The 26,132-nt window shown below is 53.7% G+C and carries 27 protein-coding genes; 15 read left to right on the top strand and 12 right to left on the bottom strand.

Going from position 1 to position 26,132, the window contains the following annotated elements; all coding sequences use genetic code 11:
* Positions 1–12 precede the first annotated feature (12 nt).
* Positions 13–1,185 (bottom strand): thiolase family protein, encoded by a 1,173-nt coding sequence (locus ABJV08_RS05095; RefSeq protein ID WP_348038381.1) that lies wholly within the window; start codon positions 1,183–1,185, stop codon positions 13–15.
* Between the two features lie 232 nt (positions 1,186–1,417).
* Between ABJV08_RS05095 and ABJV08_RS05090 the strand changes: the two genes are divergently transcribed.
* The 3 genes from ABJV08_RS05090 (at position 1,418) to ABJV08_RS05080 (ending at position 3,539) form a co-directional block, all read left to right on the top strand.
* Positions 1,418–2,125, top strand: coding sequence for a Tom37 metaxin N-terminal-like domain-containing protein (locus tag ABJV08_RS05090; protein ID WP_348038383.1), 708 nt, complete (start codon positions 1,418–1,420; stop codon positions 2,123–2,125).
* 54 nt (positions 2,126–2,179) lie between these two features.
* Positions 2,180–2,941 (top strand): NRDE family protein, encoded by a 762-nt coding sequence (locus ABJV08_RS05085; RefSeq protein WP_348038385.1) that lies wholly within the window; start codon positions 2,180–2,182, stop codon positions 2,939–2,941.
* Between the two features lie 103 nt (positions 2,942–3,044).
* On the top strand, positions 3,045–3,539 hold the full coding sequence (locus tag ABJV08_RS05080; protein ID WP_348038387.1) for a cytochrome c family protein: 495 nt from the start codon (positions 3,045–3,047) through the stop codon (positions 3,537–3,539).
* A 27-nt stretch (positions 3,540–3,566) separates the two neighbouring features.
* Here ABJV08_RS05080 and ABJV08_RS05075 read toward each other — a convergent pair whose 3' ends face one another.
* Positions 3,567–4,142, bottom strand: coding sequence for a DNA-3-methyladenine glycosylase I (locus ABJV08_RS05075; protein ID WP_348038389.1), 576 nt, complete (start codon positions 4,140–4,142; stop codon positions 3,567–3,569).
* Between the two features lie 37 nt (positions 4,143–4,179).
* Entirely contained in the window at positions 4,180–5,505 is a 1,326-nt protein-coding gene (locus tag ABJV08_RS05070) for an isoprenylcysteine carboxylmethyltransferase family protein (RefSeq protein WP_348038391.1), read from the bottom strand.
* A gap of 150 nt (positions 5,506–5,655) precedes the next feature.
* On the opposite strand from ABJV08_RS05070, the gene ABJV08_RS05065 reads away from it, so the two are divergent.
* Positions 5,656–6,822 (top strand): PQQ-dependent sugar dehydrogenase, encoded by a 1,167-nt coding sequence (locus tag ABJV08_RS05065; protein WP_348038393.1) that lies wholly within the window; start codon positions 5,656–5,658, stop codon positions 6,820–6,822.
* 21 nt (positions 6,823–6,843) lie between these two features.
* On the opposite strand, the gene ABJV08_RS05060 is transcribed toward ABJV08_RS05065, so the two are convergent.
* Positions 6,844–7,707, bottom strand: coding sequence for a DUF1499 domain-containing protein (locus ABJV08_RS05060; RefSeq protein WP_348038395.1), 864 nt, complete (start codon positions 7,705–7,707; stop codon positions 6,844–6,846).
* Between the two features lie 129 nt (positions 7,708–7,836).
* On the opposite strand from ABJV08_RS05060, the gene ABJV08_RS05055 reads away from it, so the two are divergent.
* From ABJV08_RS05055 to acs, 5 genes are all read left to right on the top strand, one after another.
* Positions 7,837–8,352: an N-acetyltransferase gene (locus tag ABJV08_RS05055; RefSeq protein WP_348038397.1), complete on the top strand. Its 516-nt coding sequence runs from the start codon at positions 7,837–7,839 to the stop codon at positions 8,350–8,352.
* Positions 8,353–8,399: 47 nt separating this feature from the next.
* On the top strand, positions 8,400–8,960 hold the full coding sequence (locus ABJV08_RS05050; protein ID WP_348038399.1) for a DUF1285 domain-containing protein: 561 nt from the start codon (positions 8,400–8,402) through the stop codon (positions 8,958–8,960).
* Complete coding sequence (locus ABJV08_RS05045; RefSeq protein ID WP_348038602.1) at positions 8,957–9,556, top strand: CoA pyrophosphatase; 600 nt, start codon at positions 8,957–8,959, stop codon at positions 9,554–9,556. Before ABJV08_RS05050 ends, ABJV08_RS05045 begins: the two co-directional genes overlap by 4 nt.
* Positions 9,553–10,761: a CCA tRNA nucleotidyltransferase gene (locus ABJV08_RS05040; protein ID WP_348038401.1), complete on the top strand. Its 1,209-nt coding sequence runs from the start codon at positions 9,553–9,555 to the stop codon at positions 10,759–10,761. The genes ABJV08_RS05045 and ABJV08_RS05040 overlap by 4 nt, the downstream gene beginning before the upstream one ends.
* 83 nt (positions 10,762–10,844) lie before the next feature.
* Positions 10,845–12,800 carry an acetate--CoA ligase gene (gene acs, locus ABJV08_RS05035; protein WP_348038403.1) on the top strand — a complete coding sequence of 652 codons (1,956 nt, stop codon included), beginning with the start codon at positions 10,845–10,847 and terminating at the stop codon, positions 12,798–12,800.
* Here acs and ABJV08_RS05030 read toward each other — a convergent pair.
* Positions 12,797–13,474, bottom strand: a complete 678-nt coding sequence (locus tag ABJV08_RS05030; protein ID WP_348038604.1) for a nitroreductase — start codon at positions 13,472–13,474, stop codon at positions 12,797–12,799. The genes acs and ABJV08_RS05030 overlap by 4 nt on opposite strands.
* Positions 13,475–13,623: 149 nt before the next feature.
* Between ABJV08_RS05030 and ABJV08_RS05025 the strand changes: the two genes are divergently transcribed.
* Complete coding sequence (locus tag ABJV08_RS05025) at positions 13,624–13,803, top strand: hypothetical protein (protein ID WP_348038405.1); 180 nt, start codon at positions 13,624–13,626, stop codon at positions 13,801–13,803.
* Positions 13,804–13,825: 22 nt separating this feature from the next.
* On the opposite strand, the gene ABJV08_RS05020 is transcribed toward ABJV08_RS05025, so the two are convergent.
* The 3 genes from ABJV08_RS05020 to ABJV08_RS05010 form a co-directional block, all read right to left on the bottom strand.
* Positions 13,826–15,583, bottom strand: a complete 1,758-nt coding sequence (locus tag ABJV08_RS05020) for a sodium:solute symporter family protein (protein WP_348038407.1) — start codon at positions 15,581–15,583, stop codon at positions 13,826–13,828.
* Between the two features lie 11 nt (positions 15,584–15,594).
* Positions 15,595–15,888 carry a DUF4212 domain-containing protein gene (locus ABJV08_RS05015; protein ID WP_348038409.1) on the bottom strand — a complete coding sequence of 98 codons (294 nt, stop codon included), beginning with the start codon at positions 15,886–15,888 and terminating at the stop codon, positions 15,595–15,597.
* 137 nt (positions 15,889–16,025) lie between these two features.
* Positions 16,026–16,589 (bottom strand): TetR/AcrR family transcriptional regulator, encoded by a 564-nt coding sequence (locus tag ABJV08_RS05010; RefSeq protein WP_348052381.1) that lies wholly within the window; start codon positions 16,587–16,589, stop codon positions 16,026–16,028.
* Between the two features lie 238 nt (positions 16,590–16,827).
* Here ABJV08_RS05010 and ABJV08_RS05005 point away from each other — a divergent pair, with 238 nt between their 5' ends.
* On the top strand, positions 16,828–17,217 hold the full coding sequence (locus ABJV08_RS05005) for a hypothetical protein (protein WP_348038415.1): 390 nt from the start codon (positions 16,828–16,830) through the stop codon (positions 17,215–17,217).
* Positions 17,218–17,236: 19 nt separating this feature from the next.
* Here the strand turns inward: ABJV08_RS05005 and ABJV08_RS05000 are convergent, their stop codons facing one another.
* The 4 genes from ABJV08_RS05000 to ABJV08_RS04985 form a co-directional block, all read right to left on the bottom strand.
* On the bottom strand, positions 17,237–17,410 hold the full coding sequence (locus ABJV08_RS05000) for a hypothetical protein (RefSeq protein WP_348038417.1): 174 nt from the start codon (positions 17,408–17,410) through the stop codon (positions 17,237–17,239).
* A 184-nt stretch (positions 17,411–17,594) separates the two neighbouring features.
* The gene (parC, locus tag ABJV08_RS04995; protein WP_348038419.1) at positions 17,595–19,868 is read right to left on the bottom strand and encodes a DNA topoisomerase IV subunit A; all 2,274 of its coding nucleotides are present in this window, start codon (positions 19,866–19,868) and stop codon (positions 17,595–17,597) included.
* Between the two features lie 83 nt (positions 19,869–19,951).
* Complete coding sequence (locus ABJV08_RS04990; RefSeq protein ID WP_348052379.1) at positions 19,952–20,734, bottom strand: ceramidase domain-containing protein; 783 nt, start codon at positions 20,732–20,734, stop codon at positions 19,952–19,954.
* Positions 20,734–21,165 carry a hypothetical protein gene (locus ABJV08_RS04985; protein WP_348038423.1) on the bottom strand — a complete coding sequence of 144 codons (432 nt, stop codon included), beginning with the start codon at positions 21,163–21,165 and terminating at the stop codon, positions 20,734–20,736. Before ABJV08_RS04985 ends, ABJV08_RS04990 begins: the two co-directional genes overlap by 1 nt.
* 209 nt (positions 21,166–21,374) lie before the next feature.
* Between ABJV08_RS04985 and ABJV08_RS04980 the strand changes: the two genes are divergently transcribed.
* The 4 genes from ABJV08_RS04980 (at position 21,375) to ABJV08_RS04965 (ending at position 26,016) form a co-directional block, all read left to right on the top strand.
* A complete protein-coding gene (locus ABJV08_RS04980) occupies positions 21,375–22,292 on the top strand; it encodes a DUF4349 domain-containing protein (protein ID WP_348038425.1) in 918 nt (305 codons plus the stop codon).
* A 121-nt stretch (positions 22,293–22,413) separates the two neighbouring features.
* On the top strand, positions 22,414–23,190 hold the full coding sequence (purC, locus tag ABJV08_RS04975; protein WP_348038427.1) for a phosphoribosylaminoimidazolesuccinocarboxamide synthase: 777 nt from the start codon (positions 22,414–22,416) through the stop codon (positions 23,188–23,190).
* Positions 23,191–23,331: 141 nt separating this feature from the next.
* Positions 23,332–24,588, top strand: a complete 1,257-nt coding sequence (locus ABJV08_RS04970; RefSeq protein WP_348038429.1) for a transferrin-binding protein-like solute binding protein — start codon at positions 23,332–23,334, stop codon at positions 24,586–24,588.
* A 9-nt stretch (positions 24,589–24,597) separates the two neighbouring features.
* Positions 24,598–26,016 carry a surface lipoprotein assembly modifier gene (locus ABJV08_RS04965; protein WP_348038430.1) on the top strand — a complete coding sequence of 473 codons (1,419 nt, stop codon included), beginning with the start codon at positions 24,598–24,600 and terminating at the stop codon, positions 26,014–26,016.
* Positions 26,017–26,132: the final 116 nt, after the last annotated feature.

Raw genomic sequence — 26,132 nt, 5'->3', positions numbered from 1 at the left:
CTATCCTGAAAATCAGGGATAGATTTCGAACAGTCCGGCTCCGCCTTGGCCGCCACCGATACACATGGTGACAACACCCCATTTGGCGCCACGACGGCGGCCTTCCTGCAACAAATGTCCAGCACAACGTGCGCCTGTCATGCCAAATGGGTGGCCGATGGAGATCGAGCCGCCATTGACGTTATATTTTTCCGGATCAATGCCCAAACGATCGCGGCTGTACAGACACTGGCTGGCAAAAGCTTCGTTGAGTTCCCAAATATCGATATCGTCGACGGTCAGTCCTTGACGTTCGAGAAGCTTCGGAACCGCAAATACGGGACCAATGCCCATTTCGTCTGGCTCGCACCCGGCCACCGCCCAAGATACGAAGCGGCCCAATGGCGCAAGGCCCCGGCGTTCAGCTTCTTTGGCTTCCATCAGGACTAGCGCTGCGGCGCCGTCTGACAATTGGCTGGCATTGCCAGCTGTGATGAATTTATCTTCACCCATGATCGGTTTTAGACCGGCGAGGCCTTCCAACGTGGTGGTCGGGCGATTGCACTCGTCCCGGTCAACCGTGTAGTCGACGATACTCTCTTCCTTGGTTTCCCGATCGACCAATTTCATCTTTGTCTGCATCGGAACGATTTCATCTGCAAAAAGTCCGGCTTCTTGAGCTTTTGCCATCCGCTGTTGCGACTCCAGAGAATATTCATCCTGATACTCGCGGCTCACATTATAGCGTTCAGCGACAATATCGGCTGTTTCAATCATCGGCATGAAGATCGCCGGAGCAATTTTCAGAATCTCATTGTCAATGCTGCCTTCAGGCGCGCGGGCCCCTTGCATCGAAATGCTTTCAACGCCGCCTGCGACAACACAATCCGCCCCATCTCCGCGAATGTGATTGGCTGCCATAGCGATCGTCTGCATGCCGGATGAGCAGAAGCGATTGACCGTAGCGCCGCCTGTTGTTTTCGGGAGTCCCGCCAATAGTGCCGCATTGCGACCGATATTGGGAGCACCATGCGAGACATTGCCCATCAGGCTGTCATCGACAAAATCGCCTTCGACGCCCGATTTTGCGACCGCATGTTTGATCGCATGGGCAGCCATCGTCATTGGCGGCGTGATGTTGAAACCTCCGCGACCTGCTTTGGCAAGCCCGGTCCGGGCATATGATACAATGACAGCTTCACGCATGATAGATTCTCCTTTGGATTGTTCCCTAACCACCGCTGTTGCGTGCAGCGGATTATTTCCCACGGAGTTAGACGAGGACCGGTTGCCTTGTCCACCATTGAACCCGCCGGACATATTATCACTGGTTCCAATAGGTCGTCGATTTCAGAAGCATGATTGCAACGGATCGCGAAATCATGCCAAAGTCTCTGCAAAATAATAATATGGTCCAACAGGTTCACCGGAGAGAAATATGATCACGCTTTACACATTGCCTCCAGCATTTGGTCAGCGCAATCCAAGCCCATTCTGCCTGAAAGCGGAAATGGCCTTGGTCCATTTGAAGCTGGACTTTGAAGCCAAGACAACATTGGAATTGAACAAGGCACCCAAGGGCAAAGCCCCTTGGCTGGATGACAATGGAATCATTGCAGATTCCGAACTGATCCTCGCCCATTTGGATAGCAAGACCAATGGCGGACTATATGGTCAACTTACCGCCGAAGAAATCGCGATCGGCACCGCCTTCACCCGTCTGGCCGAAGATCATCTTTACTGGATGATCGTAGCATCCCGCTGGTTGAATGATGAATGGTTCGAAAACGTCAAACGGGACTTTTTCAGCAGCTTGCCTTGGCCTTTGCGGAATATTGTCCCGGTCATCGCGCGCCGCCGTGTGCGCCAGACTTATGATCTACACGGGCTGGGACGACATAGTCTGGCAGAGCAGCGTTCTTTTCTGGATCGCGACATCAATGCGCTCGTCGCGCGTTTGTCGGACCATGAATACATCGCGTCCGATCGCATGACCGTCCACGATTTTACGGTCGCTAGCATGCTGGCTTCCGGCATGGACAATCAACCCGAGACATGGGTGTCAGCAAGGATGAATCAAGAACAGTCTCTTCGTGACTATATTGAGCGGGTGCAGGACGGGGTTGGCGTTTTCGGGAGAAAATGAACGGCGATCTAGAATCTAGTCGCCAAGCATATTCCATCCGTTATTAGTCACATCATGTGTATCATTTCGCTTGCCTGGCAGGCCCATCCCAACTGGAAATTGATCGCCATCGGCAATCGAGACGAGATGCATGGCCGGCCGGCCCAGCCGTTAGACCGCTGGACAGATCATGATCACATGCTAGCTGGACGGGATGTCCAGGCAGGCGGCACGTGGCTTGGAGTATCCGAGCAAGGCCGTTTCGCGGTGGTCACCAATGTCAGTAGCCAGGACAGCCCCGATCGCAATCGCGCTTCTCGCGGCGATCTTTTAAGAGACTTCCTATCAGGCGATGGTCGTTGCTCCAAACTCGATGCGGTTTCTTTCTCGGACTTCAACCCGTTCAACCTGATCACCATCGAGAATGACGTGGCGATTGTGCATTCCAATCGGCCAGACAGCATCAGCAGATCACTCGCGCCCGGCATCCATGGCCTTTCCAATGGTCCCTTGGAAAAACCATGGGAGAAGGCAAAGCATCTCGATGCAGCCTTGGAGCGATGGCTTGAAAGTCATGAAGCGGATCCGACCAGCTTGCTGGATGTCCTGACCAACCAATCTCCTTATCCTCTAAAGGGAGAAGCCCAAACCGATCTGCCAACGCAGTTTGAACCCCAAAGCTCTGGGATATTCATCAAGAATCCGGTTTATGGGACGCGCTGCAGCACCATTGTCGCGATTGATCATCAAGGCCGTGGCTCGATCACAGAACGCCGCTATGCAGCTTCCGCCGAAGTGAACGGCGAATCCCGGTTGTCATTTTCCTGGCCCGCCTGAAGCATTATTTGCACGTCAGGATCATGAAAGACTTGATCATGAAAAGCCGAAATGACAGATGGGCTCTGCAATTGGATTTCACCACAGATCGATCGGAAAGAATATGCTCAGCTTCAAGACGGTAACTGCGGCAGTGGCTTTATCAGCTTTGGCGGCTGGCTGTTCTGGCGGAGGATCAGAAACCAGTGATACCGGGCCCGGACCTGCTGAAGCAGCATCACCGCCCGTCGAGAGCGGTCCGCCTGCTGCAGATGACGTCGCCACATTGGACGGTGTCGCCTATGCCAGCCTCACAGGCGATGCAGCGGCTGGCAAGTCTGCCTTCATGCAGTGTCGCACCTGCCATGTCACCGATCCGGGCATGAACCGCACTGGTCCGTCACTGGCGGGCATTGTTGGTCATAAAGCCGGCTCTGTCTCAGGCTTCAGATATACCGAAGCCAATGCCAATAGCGGCATCATCTGGACGGAAGAGAAATTGTTCCAGTTTCTGGAGAAACCCCAGCGCGTGATTCCGAAAACCAAGATGATCTTCGCCGGCATGCCCGACGCACAGAAGCGCGCAGACGTGATTGCCTATCTGAAAAACCCAAATTGATTCGGACAGGCTGGTCGAAGTTTCGGCTCAGGCTTTCCAGCATCCGGCGAGATGATCATCGGTCATGCCGATCGCCTGCATATAGGCATAGATGATCGTACTGCCGACAAAGCTCATGCCGCGTTTCTTGAGCGTTTTGGAGATCAAATCACTGATCGGGGATGTGCTGGCCATGTCGGAGAACTGACCGGGTCGATTGACTGGCGGAGTGCCCTCCAGATGCGCCCAGAGCCAAGCATCGAAACTGCCAAATTCTCTCCGGATTTCTAGAAAGACGAGCGCGTTCTTGCGGACCGAAAAGATTTTGAGCCGGTTGCGGATGATGCCCGCATCTTCGCGCAACATTTCCAGTTCCTCATCATCCATGGCAGCACATAGCGCGATGTCAAATCCGTGAAACGCCCGCCGATAGCCATCGCGTTTGCGGAGCACTGTTTCCCAACTCAACCCGGCTTGCGCGCCCTCGAGGATCAGATTTTCGAAAAGCAGCCGGTCATCATGGACCGGGAAACCCCATTCCTGATCGTGATAATCACCGTAAAATTCCTTGCCCGCCTGTCCGCCAAAGCACCGGTGTTTTCCGTCCGTTCCAATCACTGTCATGCTGCTAGACTAGCCAAACCTAGCGACAACGACAATTCTATTCGGCGGGTTGAATTTCCGGCTCGCGGCCTTGATCCGGGGCCCACCAGCCGATCCGGCGCTTGGTCCAGTTAATGAGTCGCGGAATCGGTGCATTGCGATCCATCCATTCGGCATATTCCTTATAGGCCGGATCACTCAGCAGATGTTTTTCCTCGGTCTTGGCGCGCCAGTAATAGACACCGCTAACCGCGGCCATCAGCACTGTGTTGCGAACGAAGTCGGTAAAACTACCAGAGGTTACCAGGAACGGCATGCTCGCCAGCCACCAATAGATGTTCTTTGCCACATAGGCTGGGTGCTTGGTCCAGCTATAAGGGCCGTGGGTCAATATCCCGCGATGGGTGAGGTTGGAAAAACGAAGGCCAAAGGCAACCGTTGCCCACGCATAGACGCCGGTTAGGAACACCAACAATCCGCCCCAGATCCAGAGAATGGTTGCATGACCTTCAAGCCAATAAGACCATTCCGCAATGTTGACGTGGTAGTTGAGCGGGCCGTTGTCGCCCATCAATATGAAAGGCGGATAGCACATCAGTGCAGCGACCCAGCCGGCCAAATGCGGATTCGCCGTGCGGATATGAGCGTCCAATGGCTTCATTGTCAGCAGATAGCCTACAGTCGCAAACTGCACATCAACCACGAACATCGCGATGATCAGCCAACGAGCGATCGCCACAGGATCGCCAACAACCTGTTGGATATCAAACCGGACCAGATCGCCAAAACCGCCGGGCACAATGGATATCATGAAGGCGAGGAAGAAACCCTTCACTGCCCAGGCGCGCAGGTGATGATAAATCTGTTCGCGGTCAAAAAGTCCTTTTCCGCCGGTCAGAAATTGCCCGAAATGCCAGGCACCATCGCGCGGTTCGATGGTATAACGGTCCATCAACAGTACATAAGGAATGGACAGTATGAACAGCCAGGGAGCCGCTGTTTCCAGCATCTCCATGGAAAATTGATATTGACCCGTCCAATACCAGCGTCCGACACAATAGATGGTGGCGATCAGTCCCCAAGTTGCCCAAAGACCTGTCAGTTTCACCAGGCTGATATCGAAGATCTCTTTCAGCCCTTTCGGGTTCTGCCAGTCGATCCCGGTGGATGGCCGCAAATGGACCTTGTCCATCAACAGCGACCAGACAACCATCGGCACCGCACAGGCCAAACAGGCCACTAGCGCAGAATAAGGCCCGTCCATGCCATATTGGCGGGCGATCATCACCCATGAGGCAAGCCCGATCAGGCCTGCGATACCGACGCCATGAGACACCGCCGATTGCGGCCGCGGATCAACGCTTCTGGATTTTTGTTTGAACATGCCACGCGTATAGCGAATAATGGTAAGCAAGCGGTAAACTGGCAATCACATGACAAAAACTCGGATTTGCCTAGGAAAATCGCATCATCACGCCTATATTGTTCGGCTAAGGCGGGTGGAATTATATTGATGGTAAAACACGGAATTCTCATGAAAAATATCGGACTTTCGCTCTCTGTCGTCGTCTTGATGGCGGCGTGCACCAATGGCGATGATGCCCAGGCTACCGGCAATAATTCCACAGAAGTTCAACCGCTTGCCCAAATCTCACCAGTGGATCGCAAGCCTTTCGAAACGACAGAAATTGCCAGCTTTGACGAACCATGGGCGATGACCTTCCTGCCCGATGGCCGCATGTTGGTCAGTGAAAAATCAGGGAAATTGCAACTGGTCGATGACAAGGGCCAGAAAACCGAAATCAGCGGCTTACCCAAAGTTGCTTATGGTGGTCAGGGCGGTTTCGGAGATATTATACTCGCACCGGATTTTGCGAACAGCAATATGGTCTATCTCAGTTGGGCCGAGGCTGGCGAAGATGACACCCGCGGCGCCGTCGTTGGGCGGGCCGAGCTCGTTTTGACTGATCAAAAACCCGCTTTAAAAAAGCTTGAAACCATTTGGACACAAATCCCAAAAGTAACAGGAAAAGGGCATTTTTCTCACCGTTTGGCCTTTTCACCCGATGGCCAATATCTCTTCATTGGCTCGGGTGATCGACAAAAATTTGATCCGGCACAGGACATGGCGTCCAACCTTGGGAAGGTTATCAGAATATATCCGGATGGCACCGTCCCCAAGGACAATCCATTTGTGGACCAGGAAGGCGCGCTTCCCGAAATCTGGTCACTGGGCCACCGCAATATTCTGGGTCTCGCCTTTGACAGCGAAGGCCAGCTTTGGAATCAGGAAATGGGTCCACGCGATGGCGATGAACTGAATCTGGTCCAGCGCGGCGCCAATTATGGCTATCCGATCGTTTCGGAAGGCGATCATTATGACGGCAAAAAAATTCCCAATCATGACACGCGCCCTGAATTTGAAGCGCCAAAAGTTGCGTGGGTGCCGACGATTGCTCCCGGCGGTCTGATTTTCTATTCCGGTGACCTATTTCCCGCGTGGAAAGGCAATGCCTTCATTGGCGGCCTTGCCAGTGAAGCCTTGATCCGCGTCAGTTTCGATGGCGATAGCGCCAAAGAAGCCGAACGTTTCCTGATGAAAAACCGGATTCGCGAAGTAGAGCAAGGCCCGGATGGAGCGGTCTATGTGCTGGAAGATGGCGAAGACGGTCGTATGCTCAAGCTGACGCCGGTCAAATAACGCCCTGCGGCTGTCCTTCTATTAAGAAGCAGCGGTTGTCGTTCCGGACAAGTCACTCAAAAACTGACGGACGCGCTTTGCGTTGACTCCGATATCGTGCACGCCGACGCGGCTGACCGAACGCATGTCAATGATGCTGGCCGCCCCATTTTCTGCGGCGCGGGCGCGAATGACGATATCATCCTTGAACCGGAACAGTGAAATTGTATCGGTTGCTTCCAGGCTACCGGCAGCTGGATCGACGCTGACGACCTTCCAGCCGCGATCTTCTGCTAGACGCTTGGCTTTTTCAATCACCACTGCGACAGGCTCATCAATACGGACCGAACGGATATCGGAATAGGCGTCCTGATGTGCCGTTGCCCAGCGTTGGCGTGGGTTCATACCGCGCATATCGCTGTCATCCGCGCCGGGGATATTGTCCCAATTGTCGGCACGCAACGTCAACGCCGTGAATTGCGGCGGATCGGCAAGATCGGTGGTAATGTCATGAATGGCGGGAAGCGTCACAATCGCGGTACCATATGGTATCATGAAACCAAGGAACCCCAATGTTCCTATCATACCAAGTCCCAATAGAGGCCAACGTGTTTTGCGGCCTTTGCGCCGGTTGAGCACGATAAAAACAATCGCGAGAACAAGCGTGAGCACAGCGATCAGTATGATCCACGGTATCGCGGCCAATCCGGCTTGCCATCCCCATAGGCCCAGCCCACCGCCAGCGGCGGCAACAAAGAACGCCAACGGAGCGCCCAGACCCAATAGCAGGATCAACCAGCCTTTGGGATCACGGCGCAACGACCCGAACCGGCCTGATTTGACTGGCGGAGCCGCCTGCGGCTGATCACCGGTGGCTGGCGCTGGTGCCTCATTCTGGTCGGTCACATGCAAACTCCCTTAACAGATCAATCTTTTAGCTGCTGCTCCTCCATCTTGCAAATGCAACCTATGTGGCTCGACTTTTGCCACAAACCGAGGTAGCGCGCGTTTTTCCTTGATTATGAGTTCAACGAATTGACCAGCATCATCCCTCTTGCCGAAATTGATCCGCAGCTCGTCGAGGCGCTGCTTGATTCCGCATTTGGTACGGACCGGCATGAACGCACGGCGTATAAATTGCGCGAAGGCATGGACATGCTCGAGGGCCTGTCACTGGCTGCCGTGGATGAAGAAAAACACGAGTTGCTTGGCTCCATCCAATGCTGGCCGATCGCCCTGACCGATGACGAAGGACTGCAACACCCTATGATCATGGTCGGTCCGGTTGCGGTCTATCCTGATTTGCAACGCGAAGGCATTGGCCGCGCTATGATGGCGGCTTTGTTGAAAGAGATTCAACCGGAAGATCCGCTGCCTCTCGTGATGATCGGTGACCCGGAATATTATGACCGGTTTTTCGGGTTTACGGCTGAAGCGACTGGTGGATGGACACTGCCCGGACCTTGGGAACCGTCGCGGCTGTTAATGCGCCCGGGACCTTCAGGCCTGCCTTTGCCGAAAACAGGCAAGCTCGGTCCCTGGGTAAGATAGCGCGTCTAAGGGTTTACAGAAATGGTGCCGGGCAATAGGCCGTATCTATGCCATATTCCCCTCCGCCTGAACTTGCTTCGCTCTCCATCGCCGAAATCGCAGAGCTGGCCGAAGCACAGAAACTGCCCCCTGTCGATCAATGGGATCCCCAGGAAAGCGGCGACAGCGAAATGCGTATCACTTCAGACGGAAGCTGGTTTCATCAAGGCGATCCGATCAAGCGCCCTGCCATGGTGCGCGCCTTTTCCAGCATATTGCGACGCGAACCGGATGGCAGCTATGCGTTAGTCACACCCTATCAAAAGCTGAGCATCGCCGTCGAAGACGTGCCCTTTGTCGCTGTGGAATTGGAAAGCAAAGGCAGCGGGGCGGAACGGACTCTCGCCTTCCGACTGAACACCGATCATTTGGTGGTTGCCGGCGCCGATCATCCGTTGCGATTTGGCGCGGACAAGCCACAACCCTATCTACAAGTGCGCAGCCGACTGGAAGCCGTTCTGGCGCGTCCGGTCTATTATCAACTGGCCGAGCTGGCACTGGAAGAAGACGCTGACCCGGTCGGCATATGGTCATCTGGCATGTTCTTTCCGATGGCAGCGCCATCATGACTTTGCGCAACCGTCTGGAAAAGGCGCTTGTACGAGGGCATGAAAATGACCTCGACCATCTGCTCTATAATGAACGCGACCATATTGATGACAAGAGGGTGTTGCGCGACGCAGCGGTTCTCATTGCCGTGACCGATCGCCCTGACCCGGGCGTGATTTTCGTCCAAAGACCACAGCATATGCGCAACCATCCCGGACAGGTGGCTTTCCCCGGAGGCAAGATTGATCCGGGCGACCAGGATGCTATTGATGCGGCGCTCCGCGAAGCCCATGAGGAAGTGGCTCTGGACCGCAGCCATGTGGACATTATCGGCATGACCGATCGCTTCCAGTCGGGCAGCGGCTATAACATACAACCCGTGCTAAGCGTCATCCCCCCTGACTTGCCCTTTGTTGCAGATCCCGACGAGGTTGAAAGCTGGTTCGAAGCACCACTGGACTTCCTGTTCGATCCCAAAAACCGGACGGTCCATGAAGGGACATGGAACGGACGCAAACGACATTATTACGAGATTTACTGGCAGGATTATCGCATCTGGGGAATTACCGCGGGCATTTTGAATAATCTCGAAAAAAGGCTAGGCTGGGGACCATGAGATTGCCACCGGCAGACTGGACCAAAAGACAAGGCCTATCGGCTCTGATTGCGGCTTTGGATGACAAGGTGCGCTATGTCGGGGGAGCCGTGCGTGACACCTTGCTGGATCTCGAGGTAAAGGACGTGGACATCGCCACGCCGCTGCTGCCCGACGATGTGATAGAACGTCTCAAAGCCGCATCGATCAAGGTCATTCCCACCGGCATCGCGCATGGCACGGTTACCGCCATATTGCCTGACGGTCCGGTCGAGATAACCACGCTTCGCCGCGATGTTTCGACAGATGGTCGGCGGGCCACTGTTGCCTTCAGCGAAGACTGGAAGGAAGACGCCGCTCGCCGCGACTTCACGATCAATGCGCTTTCGGCTGATCCGCATAGTCGAGAAATCTATGATTATTTCGGCGGGCTGGATGACCTCGAAGGCCCGCATATCCGTTTCATCGGATCGGCAGCGGAACGGATCGCCGAAGACCATCTAAGGATCATGCGCTATTTTCGTTTTCTGGCGCGTTTTGGCCGGCGACAGGTTGACGACGAAGCCTTTGATGCTTGCACAACGGCGGCTGAAAAGCTTGAAACGCTCTCCCGTGAACGCGTGGCGGACGAGCTATTGAAACTGCTGCAAACCGAAGACCCCCGCTTTGCGGTCAACCAGATGCTCGACGCCGGGATTTTCGACCATATTATCAGAGAGATTGACGGCGATGCTGGCGCTCAGATCAGCAGACTTGTCGAACGCGAACAACGACTGGCTGTTGCGCCAACTGCGATCCGGCGGCTGGTCGCCATACTTCCCAAAGACGTGCATAAAGCTGACGCGATTGCCAAGGATCTAAAACTGTCGAAAAAGCAACAGAAAGCAATTGGTCAGCGGCTTTCTTCTGGTTTCACCCTGGCTGCTGACAACCAAGCAAACAGCCGCTCTATTGCCTATCGGACCAGCGTCGATGCGGCCCGTGATACCGCGTTGCTGTTCGCAGGCGAGAGCGCCCTGCTCGATATGCTTTCACAACTGAAAGACTGGCAGCCGCCAACCTTCCCTCTAACCGGCGGCGATTTAATCAAACGGGGTCTCAAACCCGGCCCGGTTGTCGCAAAGACTTTGGCGACAATCGAAACAGCATGGATTGCGCAGGGATTTCCAGACGAGACGTGGATCAAAAAATTTGTCGATGAACAGGAATTTCCCCTTCATTCTTAGACAAGAAAAGCGTTACGATAGCCTTGATATTTGCGGCGGAAAAACGAATCCAAAAAGCGCGCCGAAACAGGAGAAGACAGATAATGACTGACAATGCGGGACAGAAGGATTTGGTCGAATTGATCGTTTCACCACGCGGCGATGCGTCTACCCATTGCACAGCAGCAGATTATGACCGGCTTTATCAGGAAAGCATCAGTGATCCGGACGGCTTCTGGTCCCGCCAGGCAGAGCGGCTAGACTGGCAGAAAACGCCAACGAAAATCGCCGACTGGTCCTTCGATCCGGTGGCTATCAAATGGTTTGAAGATGGTGTTCTGAACATCTGCCACAACGCGATCGATCGCCATGTCGCGGCAGGCAATGGCGATGTCACAGCGTTGATATTTGAACCCGACGATCCCCGATCAGCGGGCCGTACCATCACCTATGCGGATTTGCTGGCAGAGGTCATCAAAATGGCCAATTGCCTGAAGAAAATGGGCGTCCAAAAAGGCGACCGGGTGACCATCTACATGCCGATGATTCCGGAAGGCGCGATTGCGATGCTCGCCTGCGCCCGCATTGGGGCGATACACAGCGTGGTCTTTGGCGGTTTCTCTCCCGATGCACTGGCTGGCCGGATCGAGGATTGCGATAGCAAGTTCGTGATCTGCGCGGATGGTGGGCTTCGTGGCGGCAAACCGGTTCCCTTGAAAACCAATGTCGATGCTGCACTGGAAAAAGTCGCTGTCGATGCGGTGCTGGTGATCAACCATACGGATAGCGATATCGCGATGACCGCCGGACGCGATCATTATTATCACGAGCTACAGATCGATGTGCCCACGGACTGCCCCTGCGAGCCGATGAACGCGGAAGACCCTCTCTTCATTCTCTATACATCGGGATCAACCGGCAAGCCCAAGGGCGTTCTGCACACGACCGGCGGCTATGCCGTCTGGGTGGCAACGACCTTTCACTATGTGTTCGACTATCAGCCCGGCGAACTTTTCTGGTGCGGGGCCGATATCGGCTGGGTTACCGGCCACAGCTATATCGTCTATGGACCGCTGATAAACGGCGCCACCGAACTGATGTTCGAAGGCGTTCCCAATTATCCCGACCATGGCCGGTTCTGGGAAGTGATCGACAAGCATAAGGTCAATATTTTCTATACCGCGCCCACCGCCATTCGGGCCTTGATGCGCGAGGGCGATGGTCCGGTCAAAGCACATGACCGCTCTTCCATCCGCTTGCTTGGTACGGTCGGCGAGCCAATCAATCCGGAGGCATGGCGTTGGTATTATGACGTGGTCGGTGAGAGCAAGTCGCCGATTGTGGATACCTGGTGGCAGACCGAAACCGGAGGCGTGATGATCACCACATTGCCCGGCGCACATGGCATGAAACCAGGCAGCGCAGGCAAACCGTTTTTCGGAGTCCAGCCACAACTCGTCGACGGTGATGGCAAAGTGCTGGAAGGTGCAACAGACGGAAATCTATGCCTCACGGGCAGCTGGCCAGGACAGGCGCGCAGCGTCTATGGCGACCATGAACGCTTTATCCAGACCTATTTCAGTACCTATAAAGGCAAATATTTCACCGGTGATGGCTGCAAGCGTGATGCCGATGACTATTACTGGATCACGGGCCGGGTCGATGATGTCATCAATGTTTCCGGTCATCGCATGGGCACCGCCGAGGTTGAGTCCGCTCTCGTCTCACACCCCAAAGTCGCAGAGGCTGCGGTGGTTGGCTATCCGCATGACATCAAGGGACAAGGCATTTATTGCTATGTCACGATGAACGCGGGCGTCGAAACGTCCGATGATCTGGTTGCCGAATTGCGTGGCCATGTCCGCACAGAAATCGGCCCGATTGCCACGCCAGACCATCTCCACCTGACACCAGCGCTGCCCAAAACCCGCTCGGGCAAAATCATGCGGCGTATCTTGCGCAAAATTGCGGAGAATGACTTTGGCGCGCTGGGTGACACATCGACATTGGCGGACCCCAGCGTGGTTGATGCGCTGATTGAGGGGCGGCTGAACCGTTAGCCGTCGAAGCCGACAAAAACAGCGGCTTCATCAACAGGCTTGCGCATCGACACCACCGCGTTTGCTGGAAATGTTTCGTCTGGCCAGCCAAGCGCGATGCTCTTCATGATCACCTGGTCATCGGCGATACCTGCATGTTCGCGAACCACCGGTGATTGCATGATGCCCTGACTGTTGATCACAGTGCCCAAGCCGCGCGACCATGCAGCGTTGACCAAAGCCGTCGCCACGGCGCCGCAATCGAACGGCGTATCATCGCTGCCATCCAGCACTTTGTCATAGGTGATGATGACGCATACCGGCGCATCAAACTGGCGGAAACCACGCATGACCCAATCCTGTCGCGCATCCTTGTCATCGCGCTCGATTCCCATCGCGCCGAACAGCTGTTTCGCGACGCCGATTTGCCGTTCGCGGTGCGCTCCGGCAAAGGCTTCGCCGGTCCGGAATTCACGCGATTGCGGCACGCCAGCCAGCATGCGCTCAGTATTGCCGGCACGGATTTTCTCCAGCGGTTCTCCAGTGATGACATAGAAATTATAAGGCTGCGTATTCATTGAAGACGGCGCGCGCATCGCCAGTTTCAATATTTCCTCGATCAGCTCTTTTGGTACCGGCTTGTCCAAATATCCGCGCGTACTGCGGCGGCCGAAGATAACGTCATCAAACTGCATCATGGGGTCCCTTTTAAAATATCCGTTGCTGGCTAGCGGAGAAGCGGGATCATGCAAACCCCACTTTAGACAAGATCAAAAACTGCCGTTGCCATCCATCCAACGCTATATCGGGTGCATGAACGCGATAATCTGGTAAGCGGGAAACCATGAAAGAACATTTCGAACGCCACAAACAGCCTTGGACCAGCGAAGAGATCCAAAAGCTTCATGCCTTTGCGAAAAAAGGAATGACCCTCAAAGCCATTTCGAAAGCCCTGACCCGTAGCGAAGAATCGATCAAAAAACGGGCCAAGTCGGACAAGCTCAAAATTGCAAAAAAACGCTGACTTTTCTTGCTAATCTAAGCCGTTAACGGATCCGCGGCACCCGGATATTGTCAATCAACTGACCGATCTCTCTCGGTGGCGCGTTAGTGAATTTCGCAACCGCAATGGCCACCGCGAAATTCAAAACCATCCCGATCACACCAATACCTTCGGGGGAGATTCCAAACAGCCAGTTGGCCGCGACATTGCTCTCCGGCGACCAGAGTTTGAACCAACCAATATAGAGGAAGGTGAAGCTCAGACCGGCCACCATGCCGGCGATCGCACCTTCGCGATTCATCCGTTTGGAGAAGATACCCATGAAGATCGCCGGGAACAGAGATGCGGCGGCCAAGCCAAAGGCGAAGGCAACCACCTGCGCGACCCAACCGGGTGGATAGATACCCAGATAGCCCGCCACGACAATCGCTGCGGTCGCTGCCAGTCGCGCGGCCAACAGTTCGCCCTTTTCGGTGATCTTGGGCCGGAATGTTTTCTTGAGCAAATCATGGCTGATCGACGATGAGATAACGAGCAGCAGTCCCGCCGCCGTTGATAGCGCCGCAGCCAGTCCGCCCGCAGCGACCAATGCAATTACCCAGCCCGGTAGATTGGCGATCTCCGGATTGGCAAGCACCATGATATCGCGGTCGACATAGACCTCGTTCGGATTATCGTCCGCCGCCTCATTCTGCACGATCCGTTCGCCGTTGGTGCCGGCTTCCTCGGCAAATAATGGTGCGCCCTTGAAGGGTTCGCCCTTACCCAGTTGCATTTTGCCATCACCATTTTTATCACGCCAGGCGATCAGGTCATTGCTCTCCCAATTTTTGAACCAGGCTGGGGCTTCGGCATATTCCGTATTCTGCACGCTATCGATGAAGTTGAGCCGCGCAAAGGCACCGACCGCAGGCGCGGTGGTGTAGAGCAGCGCAATGAAGACCAGCGCCCAGCCTGCCGACTTGCGTGCGTCGGATGCCTTGGGAACCGTGAAGAACCGGACAATCACATGGGGCAGACCAGCCGTGCCGATCATCAAAGCCGCGGTGATGCAGAAGACGTCGATCATCGACTTGCTACCATCGGTATAGGCGCCAAAACCCATATCCTGCAGCACCAGATCGAGCTTCTGCAGCACATAAAGTCCGGAGCCATCATCGACGGTGGAGCCCAGTCCCAGTTGCGGCACCGGATTGCCGGTGATCAGGAAGCTGATGAAGAAAGCCGGGACCATGTAAGCGAAGATCAGCACGCAATATTGCGCGACCTGCGTATAGGTAATGCCCTTCATTCCGCCGAGCACGGCATAGACAAAGACGATGCCCATGCCGATGATCACGCCCAGAGTTATCGGGACATCGAGGAAACGGGAGAATACAATACCGACGCCGCGCATCTGCCCTGCGATATAGGTGAAGCTGATGAAGATAAGACAGATGACCGCAACCACCCGGGCCGCCTTGGAATAATAGCGGGTACCAATGAAATCGGGCACCGTAAATTGGCCGAACTTCCGGAGATAGGGCGCCAGCAATAGGGCCAGCATCACATAGCCGCCCGTCCAGCCCATCAGATAGACAGAACCATCATAGCCGGAGAAAGCAATGATCCCGGCCATGGAAATGAAGCTTGCCGCGGACATCCAGTCGGCAGCAGTCGCCATGCCATTGACCACCGGATTAACCCCGCCGCCGGCGACATAAAATTCCTTAGTCGAACCGGCGCGCGATGCGATCGCGATGCCGATATACAGCGCGAAGGACAGGCCAACGAAAATATAGATAAGTGTCTGGGTTTCCATATCAGCCGCGCTCAATCATCAAGATCATATTGGCGTTCGATCTGCTTCATCCGGACGCTGTAGAAGATGATCAGGAGAATGAAGAAATAGATCGCACCTTGCTGCGCAAACCAGAAACCAAGCGGGTATCCGCCTATCGCAAATTGATCCAGAAATTCGCGGAAGAGAATGCCCGCACCAAAGGACACGACAAACCAGATTGTCATCAGAGTCCAAAGCAGCCGGATGTTTTGCGACCAATAGGCCTTTTCATTCTCGCTGGCTTCGACGCCATCGTCCGGCGCATATGGTCTATTTTCAGCCATGCTGGCTTCCCCCCTGTAACATTGTCTTTAAGCTAGGGGGCAGGAGGGCATAGCGCAAACATGTTTTGATATGGCCGCTTGTCCAAGAGCAGCATCGGCGCTTTGCTATCGGCCGGTTATAAGCATCACTCCGATGCTTATAAGGAAATTCTAGATCGAGCCAACGCAGTGGCCGTGTCATAAATCGCGACATTTTTATGAGAGCGCGCCATCAACTGAGCGCCATCCACGAGGGCGAGAAAGGCGTGCGCTTTCTCCTCTGGATCTCCTTCTTCTAAAATGCTGCCATCTCGCATGCCAAGTTCAAAGGCTTCAATCAGCCACTTGATATTGGTCTCATGAAAAACAGCAAGATCATCGATGATTTCTGCGTGCAAATTTTCTTGATCGATATTGAGGGCAATCGACATGCAAATCGACTTCCCTTCTTCCAGCAATTTTCTAGATTCCAACAAATAGGCCATCAATCGATCGCCTCCGCGCGCTTCTTTGATAGTCGTTTGATCCAGGAACGCGAATATATCGTTAGAATACCGTCTGAATATGGCCGCGACAAGCTCGGTCTTCGATGAGAAATGATAGAAGATGCTAGACTTCTGGATCCCGACATCACGGGCTATTTGATCAAGGCTGAATCCATTGTAACCGCTGTTGCGAACCGCTTCGGCGGCGACGTCCATGATGGTTACCCGAGTGCTCATAGCGCGCGCATAACAGGACAATTGGTCGATGTAAAATGCTGCGCTGCTCGCCCCACTAATTTGGATAGTTCTTATTAATCTTAAGCATATCTATCAATCATAATTGACTACCAACCGATCGGTTGGTACGCGCTCCTGATAGACCTTCAAAAGAGGTAGATATGCACGAGCGAAAAAATTTGATGTTGCAATCGTCCTTGTCGACTTTGCGCTTCATCGCACACTGGAGTGGTTTATAATGACTGGCTTGGTCATTCAGATCGACGAGAGGCGTACAATAGATACCGCGAAAACCGCGATGCTATTGCTGAAAAGTCGTGCCATCCGGACCGAATATTTCCGCGATAGAAAACCCGAGATCGATGACGTCGCCTGGAATATTCTGATGGACTTGATTGCTTCAAAAGAAACGGAAGAACCGGTCACATCTCATGATATGGCGGTCACGCACAATGTGGCGATCGGCACGATGATAAGATATGTGACCTTTTTGATCGATATCGACCTGATCACAAAAAACAAGGATGCCGCGGTTACGGAGAGAATGTCTCTAGCATTGACCGAAACCGGGGATACACTAACCAGCAATGCGCTCAGAATAATCGGCCGCGAACTCGCCAATTTCTGAATATGATATCAGGGCGAAGTTAAGCGGCTTTTGTCGCTCGACTCTTTCTTTCGATCTCACCGATTTCGCACAGTTCCAAAATCGCAATGTCGACATGGATTGCGGCAATTTTCGCGTCGATCGAATCCAGATTTTCAAGAATCTGCTCGAGTTGATCAACCCAGTCCTGCAAGGCCTCTGTGTCACTGTTCATCGGTTCAGAAAACTTCCCTAAAATAAACGACGCGATCAATTGACATTTGGAAAGATGAGTCCTTTTTTTACGCTAAGTCAACTAAGTAGAATCACTTGTGGCGCATGATACAGAATTTTAAACTTCTGTCGAATATTTCAGCAACTAAGTATCTAGAAGATACAATGCGCCCAGGACTAGCCTGTCAATCGAACTTTCCTGTCTTGGGGAAACCTGTCGGTGGCAAACGCCCCGCAGCGCCACGCGCGACACGCCACATGGTTAGGTCATTCTCGGTCCGGGTTCGGCCGCTGTCGCCGCCCATAGCCCAGCTCAACCCTTCTTCCAATTTGAATACGGTCGCGTCTGACATTCCGCCATCTTTATAGCGCTGCAACATCACACCCTGCCCCTTTGCCATTTCCGGCATTTCGGAGAGAGAGAAAACAACCAATTTACGGTTTTCACCAATGGCTGCGACATGATCTGCACCTTCGGGAATCGGGCGTACAACCAAAAGCCGCGCGTCGCCTTTCAGATTGGCAACTTGACGCCCCTTTTTCGTTTCAGCCACAACATCAGCGATGTTCGCAACAAAACCCCGCCCCCAAGTAGAAGCAAGCAAAAGCTTGGCCTTCATATCGGCGACCATCAGCACAATCGGTTCCGCGCCAGCTTCGAGATCGACCATTGATCCAACAGGTTCACCAAAACCGCGGGCGCCCGGCAATTTGTCCGCGCCTATGGTGTAGAAGCGCCCGTTGTCACAGCACATCAAAAGCTTGTCGGTCGTCTGCGCATGAAAGGCGAATTTCGGTCCATCGCCTTCCTTGAATTTAAAGCTGTCGGGCGCCGCAAGGTCCGCGTGCCCTTTCATGGCCTTGATCCAGCCGCGTTGCGACATGATCACAGTGACAGGCTCTTTCTCGATAAAGGCTTCGAGCGATATTTCACGCGCAGGCGCCGCTTCGATCAACATCGTCCGTCGCGCACCCAATGCTGTATCCTCAGCATAAAGCTTCCGCATTTCGGCCAGGTCTTTTTTGAGCCGTGTCTTCTGACGCGCCGGACTCTCGATCAGCTTCTTCAGCCCATCGCGTTCTGCGAGAAGCTTGTCACGCTCGGTCCGCAATTCCATTTCTTCTAGCTTGCGCAAAGACCGCAAACGCATGTTGAGGATCGCTTCTGCCTGACGATCGGTCAGTTTAAACTCGTCCATCAACATTGGCTTGGGTTCGTCATGATTACGGATTATCTCGATCACCCGGTCGAGATTGAGATAGGCAATGATATAGCCTTCAAGCAGTTCCAGCCGGGCATCGATCTTGTCGAGCCTGTGTTGTGAACGACGGACCAACACTTCAATCTGATGGACAATCCAGTGCTTCAACACTTCGGTGATGCCCATCACTTTGGGCACCCGGTCCTTGTCGAGCACATTCATGTTGAGCGAGAACCGGTTTTCCAGATCAGACATGCGGAACAAGGCGTTCATCAGATCCTCAGGATCAACCGCGCGACTCTTTGGTTCCAGTACGATCCGAATCTGCTCATCGGATTCATCGCGAATGTCGGAAAGGATCGGTAGTTTCTTATCGGCAATGATCTGGGCGATCTGCTCGATCAGCTTGCCCTTTTGCACCTGATAGGGAATTTCAGTGACGACGATCTGCCACGCGCCACGCCCCTCGGCGTCTTCCTTTTCCCACTTGCAGCGCACCCGCATCGCGCCGCGTCCGCTTTCATAGGCAGCATCAATGACCGACTTTGGGTCCACCAATGTGCCGCCGGTTGCGAGATCTGGTCCTTTGATGATTTCCATGATCTCGGCATGTTCGGCTTTGGGAGAATCGATCAACAAGGTCGCTGCATCGATAATTTCGTGCACATTATGCGACGGAATACTGGTCGCCATGCCCACCGCAATCCCACTAGCGCCATTGGCGAGCAAGTTTGGGAACAGGCCAGGCATGACCTCGGGTTCTTCGTCTTCGCCGTTATAGGTGGGTTTTAGATCGGCAGCATTCTCATCCAGACCGCTCATCAGCTCGATCGCCGTGCGGGTTAGCTTGGCTTCCGTATACCGATAGGCGGCGGCATTATCGCCATCAATATTCCCGAAATTCCCCTGACCGTCGACCAAAGGGTAGCGCAGCGAGAATGTCTGAGCGAGCCGAACCATGGCATCATAGACCGACTGGTCTCCGTGCGGGTGGTATTTACCGATGACATCGCCAACGACGCGGGCACATTTTTTATACCCCTGTGACGGATCGAGCTTGAGCAAACGCATCGCCCATAAGAGGCGGCGATGCACAGGCTTCAGCCCATCACGCAAGTCAGGCAGCGATCGTGCGGTGATCGTGGACATGGCGTAGATCAGATAACGCTCGGAAATCGCCGCATCAAAAGGGGCTTCGACTATCGCGTCAAATTCATCGTCGGGCTCCTCTGGCGGAGCTTCAGTAACATCACTCATAAGGACTGCGATAGCAGGGTGGATTCAGGGTTGGTAGAGGGAAAGTGGCGGAATGATGAAGGATTTGCACACGGAAAGTATTTTTACGTCGCAGACCGCTCGCTGCGATAATAGAGGAATGCAAACCATAGTGCCACAGCACCCAACAAATGCCAGATCGCGTGGCCCTGCAACAAGCTCTCCGGCTCGCACAGCTGTCCGCGTTGATCCAGATTCCAGATCGTAAAAGCAACGGCGTTTGCGATCAGGCCCGAAATATAATAGCCGGTCCGGACTTGGAAACGCATCGGTCTTGCTAAAACGAGTTCAAGGCAGATCGCTACCACAAGGACAACCGCGAAAAGCCAACGCCGAACTTCTGGCAGCGCGTAGAGGATTGCGACGAGCACCCCGCATAGCAATGCATAATAGATCATCGCGCGCCGGTCAGGAATGTCGCGCCATTTTGCGAGCGCACTGACCAGAAAAAAGCCGCTGACCAGATACATTCCGAGCACATCAAAAAACTGACCCCATAAAGTCAACGTCGCGTGGAGCAGGACGGAGCCGATCCCGACGATGATAGCTGCCATCCCCAGAACACCGGCGGCCATCGGCGGAAACGCCGACACCCTGTTTCGTGATCGCGCCAGCAAGATCATCAGAAAACCCGCAAAGACATATCCGAAGGACGAAATGCTATTGGCTGGCTGCACTATTAGCGCGCCAGGCCTTGGCATCTCGCAGAAGCATTTGGTTTCGGTGCAGCTTGCTGGTGCATGGAGCGTCCAATCCGGACCAACGATCATCAGAAAGCTGAACGTCAATGCTGCCGACAATAATGTCATAGCGAGAGCCGGAAAAAACTTCCCGCTGATCTCTGTCATTAGGAAAGCCATTCTTCGGGCAAATCCAGCCCGTCCCGTTCGTTGTCCCAAATTATTCCCATGATCCACCACCGACCGTCAGGCTTTCCATTTTCAGCGATACTATCGTTCCACAAATGCACCATATTCACACCACGAAATTGAATATCCGGATGCTCTGGCGTTTCGCGCGCTTCATAGGCTGAATAGACATGGGCAATCTGGCCAAATATATCGGTCTTGCGCCCAATCTCTATCTCGTAAAAGCTTCGGCCTTCAAGCAACGGGATCGTTGCTTCCACAAATTCGTCATAGCTAAATGTATAAGCAACCGGTTTGCCGTCTTCGATCCGCGTGCGGGTAATCAGCCCACGGGGGTGATAAATTTCACGGTCCCGTTCCCAGTCCTGTCCACCTGGCGGCCCGGAAATACAATCATATAGAGTGTCCATGACTTCATCGATTGTGGCATATTTGGTGATGGCATATCTCCGCTGGATCGTCGGTTCGATGGCAATCTATAGGAAATATCGGTGATGCATCAGGCGCAAATCTAGCGATTATGTCATTTCGTCGTACATATATAACGATTCACCGTTGACTATGTTATGATATCTCATTTATTCAAACAATCTCCCACTTGCAAAGAGGACCAATCCTTATGCGAAAATCTTTCTTAATCACCGCGGGCGTAATTGCTTTGGCCGGCTGCAGCGATAACGCAGACAATGCGGTTGCATATGACATGGTGGAAAGCGCCGCGGAAGCGCCGGCCGATGCAGTGCAAGCTGAAAATTTTGCCGGCTCTGCAAAAACAGAGACCGTCGCTGGAGGAGATATTCCCGTTTCCGTGCCGCAAATTGCCTACCGCTATCAATTTGGTTTCCGATTGCCGGCAAGCGAGATACCCGCAGCGCAGCAAGCCCATGTCTCGCTTTGTGAACAACGCGGGCCCAAAATTTGCCGCGTCCTCAACATGGAAAATAGCGGTGGTGAAGGCGACTATGCGACCGGGATGCTTCACATAGAAGTCGCCGCGCGTCAGGCCCGCGGCTTTGGCACCGCCATGGCGCAAGCGATGGAAGATTATGAAGGCAGTCAAATCGCGGCCTCCATAAGCGGTGAGGATCTATCCAAGCAGATTGTCGATACCGAAGCCCGGTTGCGCAGCCGTGTATTGTTGTCGCAGCGTCTGACAGAATTGCTCCGCACCAAAAGCGGTTCGGTTAAGGAACTGGTCGAAGCAGAACGGGCCGTAACCCAGGTGAATGAAGAAATTGATCAGGCGCGCAGTTGGCTCAAAGAAATGCGGGGTCGCGTCGCCTTCAGCAAAATCACGGTGAACTATCAGTCCGGTGCACCGGGGGCCGGCGGCTTCCTTCGACCGATCCGCGAAGCTTTTGCCGGAGTCGCATCTACCTTGGGGTCTTCGGTTGGGGCGGCTATCAGCTTTTTTGCGATCACCTTACCCTGGATTTTGATCCTGATGCTCGCGGTATATCTGCGCCGCCGGTTCAAATCCACTGACCGCACATTCTGGGGCCGCCGGATCGAACTTGCCGCAGCGTCAGACGATTGATTGCACCGCCAATCAGTTTCGCATATAAGTAAGACTCAAAGCCCCGGTTCAATCGAAATCATACGATTCGGTTTGCCGGGGCATGATTTTTGTCGCTCTCTTTGCAAAGTGGAACCAAGCAATGTCCCGTCGCCGCCAAATTTACGAAGGCAAGGCCAAGATTCTCTATGAAGGTCCCGAACCGGGCACCATCATCCAATATTTCAAAGATGATGCCACCGCCTTCAATGCGGAGAAAAAAGGCACGATCAATGGCAAGGGTGTGATCAACAATCGCATCAGCGAACATATTTTCACATTGCTTGGCAATATCGGCATACCGAGTCACTTCATTCGCCGCCTCAATATGCGCGAGCAGCTCGTCAAGCAGGTCGAGATTGTCCCCATCGAAGTGATCGTCCGCAATGTGGCCGCAGGCTCTCTGTCCAAGCGACTGGGCATTGAAGAGGGTACTGCGCTGCCCCATACTTTGCTGGAATATTGTTACAAGGATGATGCACTGGGAGATCCATTGGTCGCCGAAGAGCATATCGCCTGTTTCGCTTGGGCCAGCCAGGAGGAAATGCAGGACATTTCGGCCATGGCTATCCGTATCAACGATTTCATGGCCGGCATGTTTGCAGGCATCGGAATCAAGCTTGTCGATTTCAAACTAGAGTTCGGTAGAATCTTCGAAGGTGACTTCTCGCGGATCATCCTGGCCGACGAAATCAGTCCGGACAGTTGTCGGCTGTGGGACCTCAAGACCAATGAAAAGCTCGACAAAGACCGGTTTCGTCGCGATCTGGGCGGAGAAGCCGAGGCATATCAAGAAGTTGCGCGTCGCCTAGGCCTCTTTCCAGAGGGTTCCAGTGAAGTGACAGACCTGAATAGTGAACGAAAGAAGCGCGGAAAGTAACCAAAAACCTTGGCTCCATCGTTACGCGGCCCTGCGAATCATTGAGCAGGGGCGGGCAAAAACACGCTATGGTTTACGCGAATTTAACCATTCAACTGATAGCACCGCCCTCATGTGGAACTCATGTGAGGAATTTTTCCGATGCGCCTTTTGATTTTACTTGCCAGTACAACGATGCTCGCCGCCTGCGGTGGAGCCGGCCCACAATCTGCTGGCAGCAGCGCGCCACCAACCGGCAGCGGAACAGGCGGTGGCACGAGCGGTGGCGGCAGCGGGAGCGGAACAGCTCATACATTTGTCGATCCCACAGAACCAAAAACCTATACAGCGGTTGGCGCATCTCACAGCTATAACAACATTGTTGAATCGCCAGGAGCGGCCGGCGCCGGCCAAGGTAGCCAACTTTATCAGGGTGATGCTACGACAGTTCGCAACAGCGATCTCACCATTGCATATAATCCAAGAGATGCGATTTTTGATGTCAGCTTTAACAACGCCCTTGCTGGAACGAGTGCCACGAGCCGTTTTCAGGATCCTCTCCACCGCACAGATTTCGGCGGTGTCGTTGAACCACAAATCGGTACTCCCAATTTGGGTTCAGCGCAGTTTGGTATCCAAGGTATCAACTACCTTGAATCCGGATCATCAAACAACGTGTTCTTTTCTGTGCCTGGCGAATTTGCCTTTGGCCTGATTGATCCTGATCAGGGCGGCAGTTACGACTCAACAACCTTCTTTTATCAAACGCCTGGAACCGACACACAATATGTGTCTTTCGCTGGATATTTGCGCAACAGGGCTTCGGTAAGCAATATTACAATCGAGAATGCTGATGGATCATCCACAGAGTTCATTCGTCAGAATAACCAACTCGAACGCGGTGCCTTTGCCTTCGGAGAAGTGACTCCAAATGATCAAATACCAACAACAGGTACCGGGACATTCGAAGGATCAATGCTGGCAACAATGGTCTTCAACGACCAACCCGATACAACGGGAAATTTCGATACCTATTTCCAGTGGATTGCCGGCCAAGCAACGACCAGTGTCGACTTCGGCGCCAACACATTTGCACTATCGCTCGATGGAACTGTTGGTGCGCCCCTGTTTGATGGAACAAGCCGCCAGCATAGCATTCTGGAAAACGCCCAATTTCGTGCCAATGGTGCAGGCGATATCAACCTGGTTAGCGCAGGCGGTTTCTTCGGGCAGTTCAGCGAAGCCTGGTTCGTAAATCCAGGTGGCAACAGACTGGACCTGGTCATTGCCGGTTCTAGCATCGACGGCGCTTTTTATGGCCCCAATGGTGCAGAAGTCGGTGGCGGTTATCGGATCGTAGGTGGTACGCCAGACGAACGGATCGATATATTGGGAACTTTTGTCGGCAAGCAGCCTTAGAGGCTAATCGTGTCACGATTCGTTATTTTGGGCAAAGCCACAGTTGTATCTTTTGTCGCTGCTGCGACATCAGGGGCCGCCTTGGCCGCAGCGCCGCTACCGATTGCCGCAGAGGCGTCAGCAGACATGGCGGCGATCGTCCAACCCACCTGTGACGCTGCTGGCCAATGCCATGTTCGGGTGACCCCCCAGCAACTTTTGGCCAAAGCCGAAGCATTGATTCATGCCAAGGAATATCAAAAAGCGCTTCCCATGGTCGAGGCCCTGGGACAAGTACCTGAACTGCAAATGCAGCAGCAGTTTCTGGCTGGCTTTATCGCCATTGAAACGGGTGACGTAAAAGGCGCGATAAAAAAATTCCGGTCGATATTGAATGAAAACCCTGGCCAGACCCGGGTGCGGCTTGAATTGGCAAGAGCCTATTTACTGACCGGCAAGGAAGCCAGCGCGGACTATCATTTCCGCCTCGCACAAAATGACGAAAATCTGCCGGACGAAATCTCCCGGACCATTCGAAACACCCGGAGCATCTTGCGCGATCAGCGTATCTGGCGATTCAGTTTCGACTTCGGTTTCGCACCGGACACCAATATCAATGGCGCAACCGACGCCGAATCCATCGACATCAACTTTGGTCCCATTACATTGCCCTTGCAGCTGGATGACAATGCGCGGGAACGCTCGGGCGTCGGCCAAACCGCCGGTTTCTCCGGCGGCATACGCGTAAAAGCGAGCGAGCGACTGGCTTTGCTGCTCGATGCGGATAGCAAGATCGTGAATTACAAGGGTGAAGCAGCTGACGATATTGTTGTACAAGTCGCCGCAGGGCCCGAACTACGGATCGCGCAATATGCTAGTGTTTCGCTGCAAGCCGTTGGTCTGCAGCGCTGGTATGGCGGCCAGCTGGCAACCCGTGAATATGGCGGTAAGTTTGGATATCAACAGGCCCTGAGCGAAGGACAGAGATTGGGCATCGAGCTAGATGCTCGTCGCACAGAATCTCAACTCAGCGATGCGTATAGCGGATGGCAACTGGGCGCAAATGCCACCTATGAGCATCTTATCGGCAAATCTTTGATTGCCTCAGCGAGTGTTTTTGCCCGCCGTGACCTGCTCAATGCAGATGGGTTCTCTAGCTTCAACTACGGTGTCAACCTTGGAATAGGTGGAGAGTTACCACTCGGCCTGAATGCGGGTGTATCGGCCAGCGTCAGTCGCTCCGGATTTGATGCTCCCCTACTTCTCTATTCCACAGAAAAACGCCAGGACTGGCGGAGCTTCGCACGTGCTTATGTCGGCAGCAGAAAAGTCAAATTTCTCGGATTTTCACCCTCCGTCGACTATAACTACTCGCGCATTGACAGCAATTATGGCCTCTACGAAATGAGCCGCCATCGGGTTAATTTCAAATTCGCTCGCTATTTCTGATAGAATATCGCAGCAATTTGCGTCTCGCCTTTTCCATTTTTCTTTCTTGCCCTTGCCCCTGCAAAACTTGACGCTATAGCAAGCATCATTGGCGGTTGAAAAACGCGAGGGCGCAA

This window comes from Parasphingorhabdus sp., from assembly GCF_039982395.1.
In the GTDB taxonomy this organism is placed as follows: domain Bacteria; phylum Pseudomonadota; class Alphaproteobacteria; order Sphingomonadales; family Sphingomonadaceae; genus Parasphingorhabdus.
The sequence above is the reverse complement of the archived record's forward strand: the minus strand, read 5'-3'. Positions and strand labels throughout refer to the sequence as shown.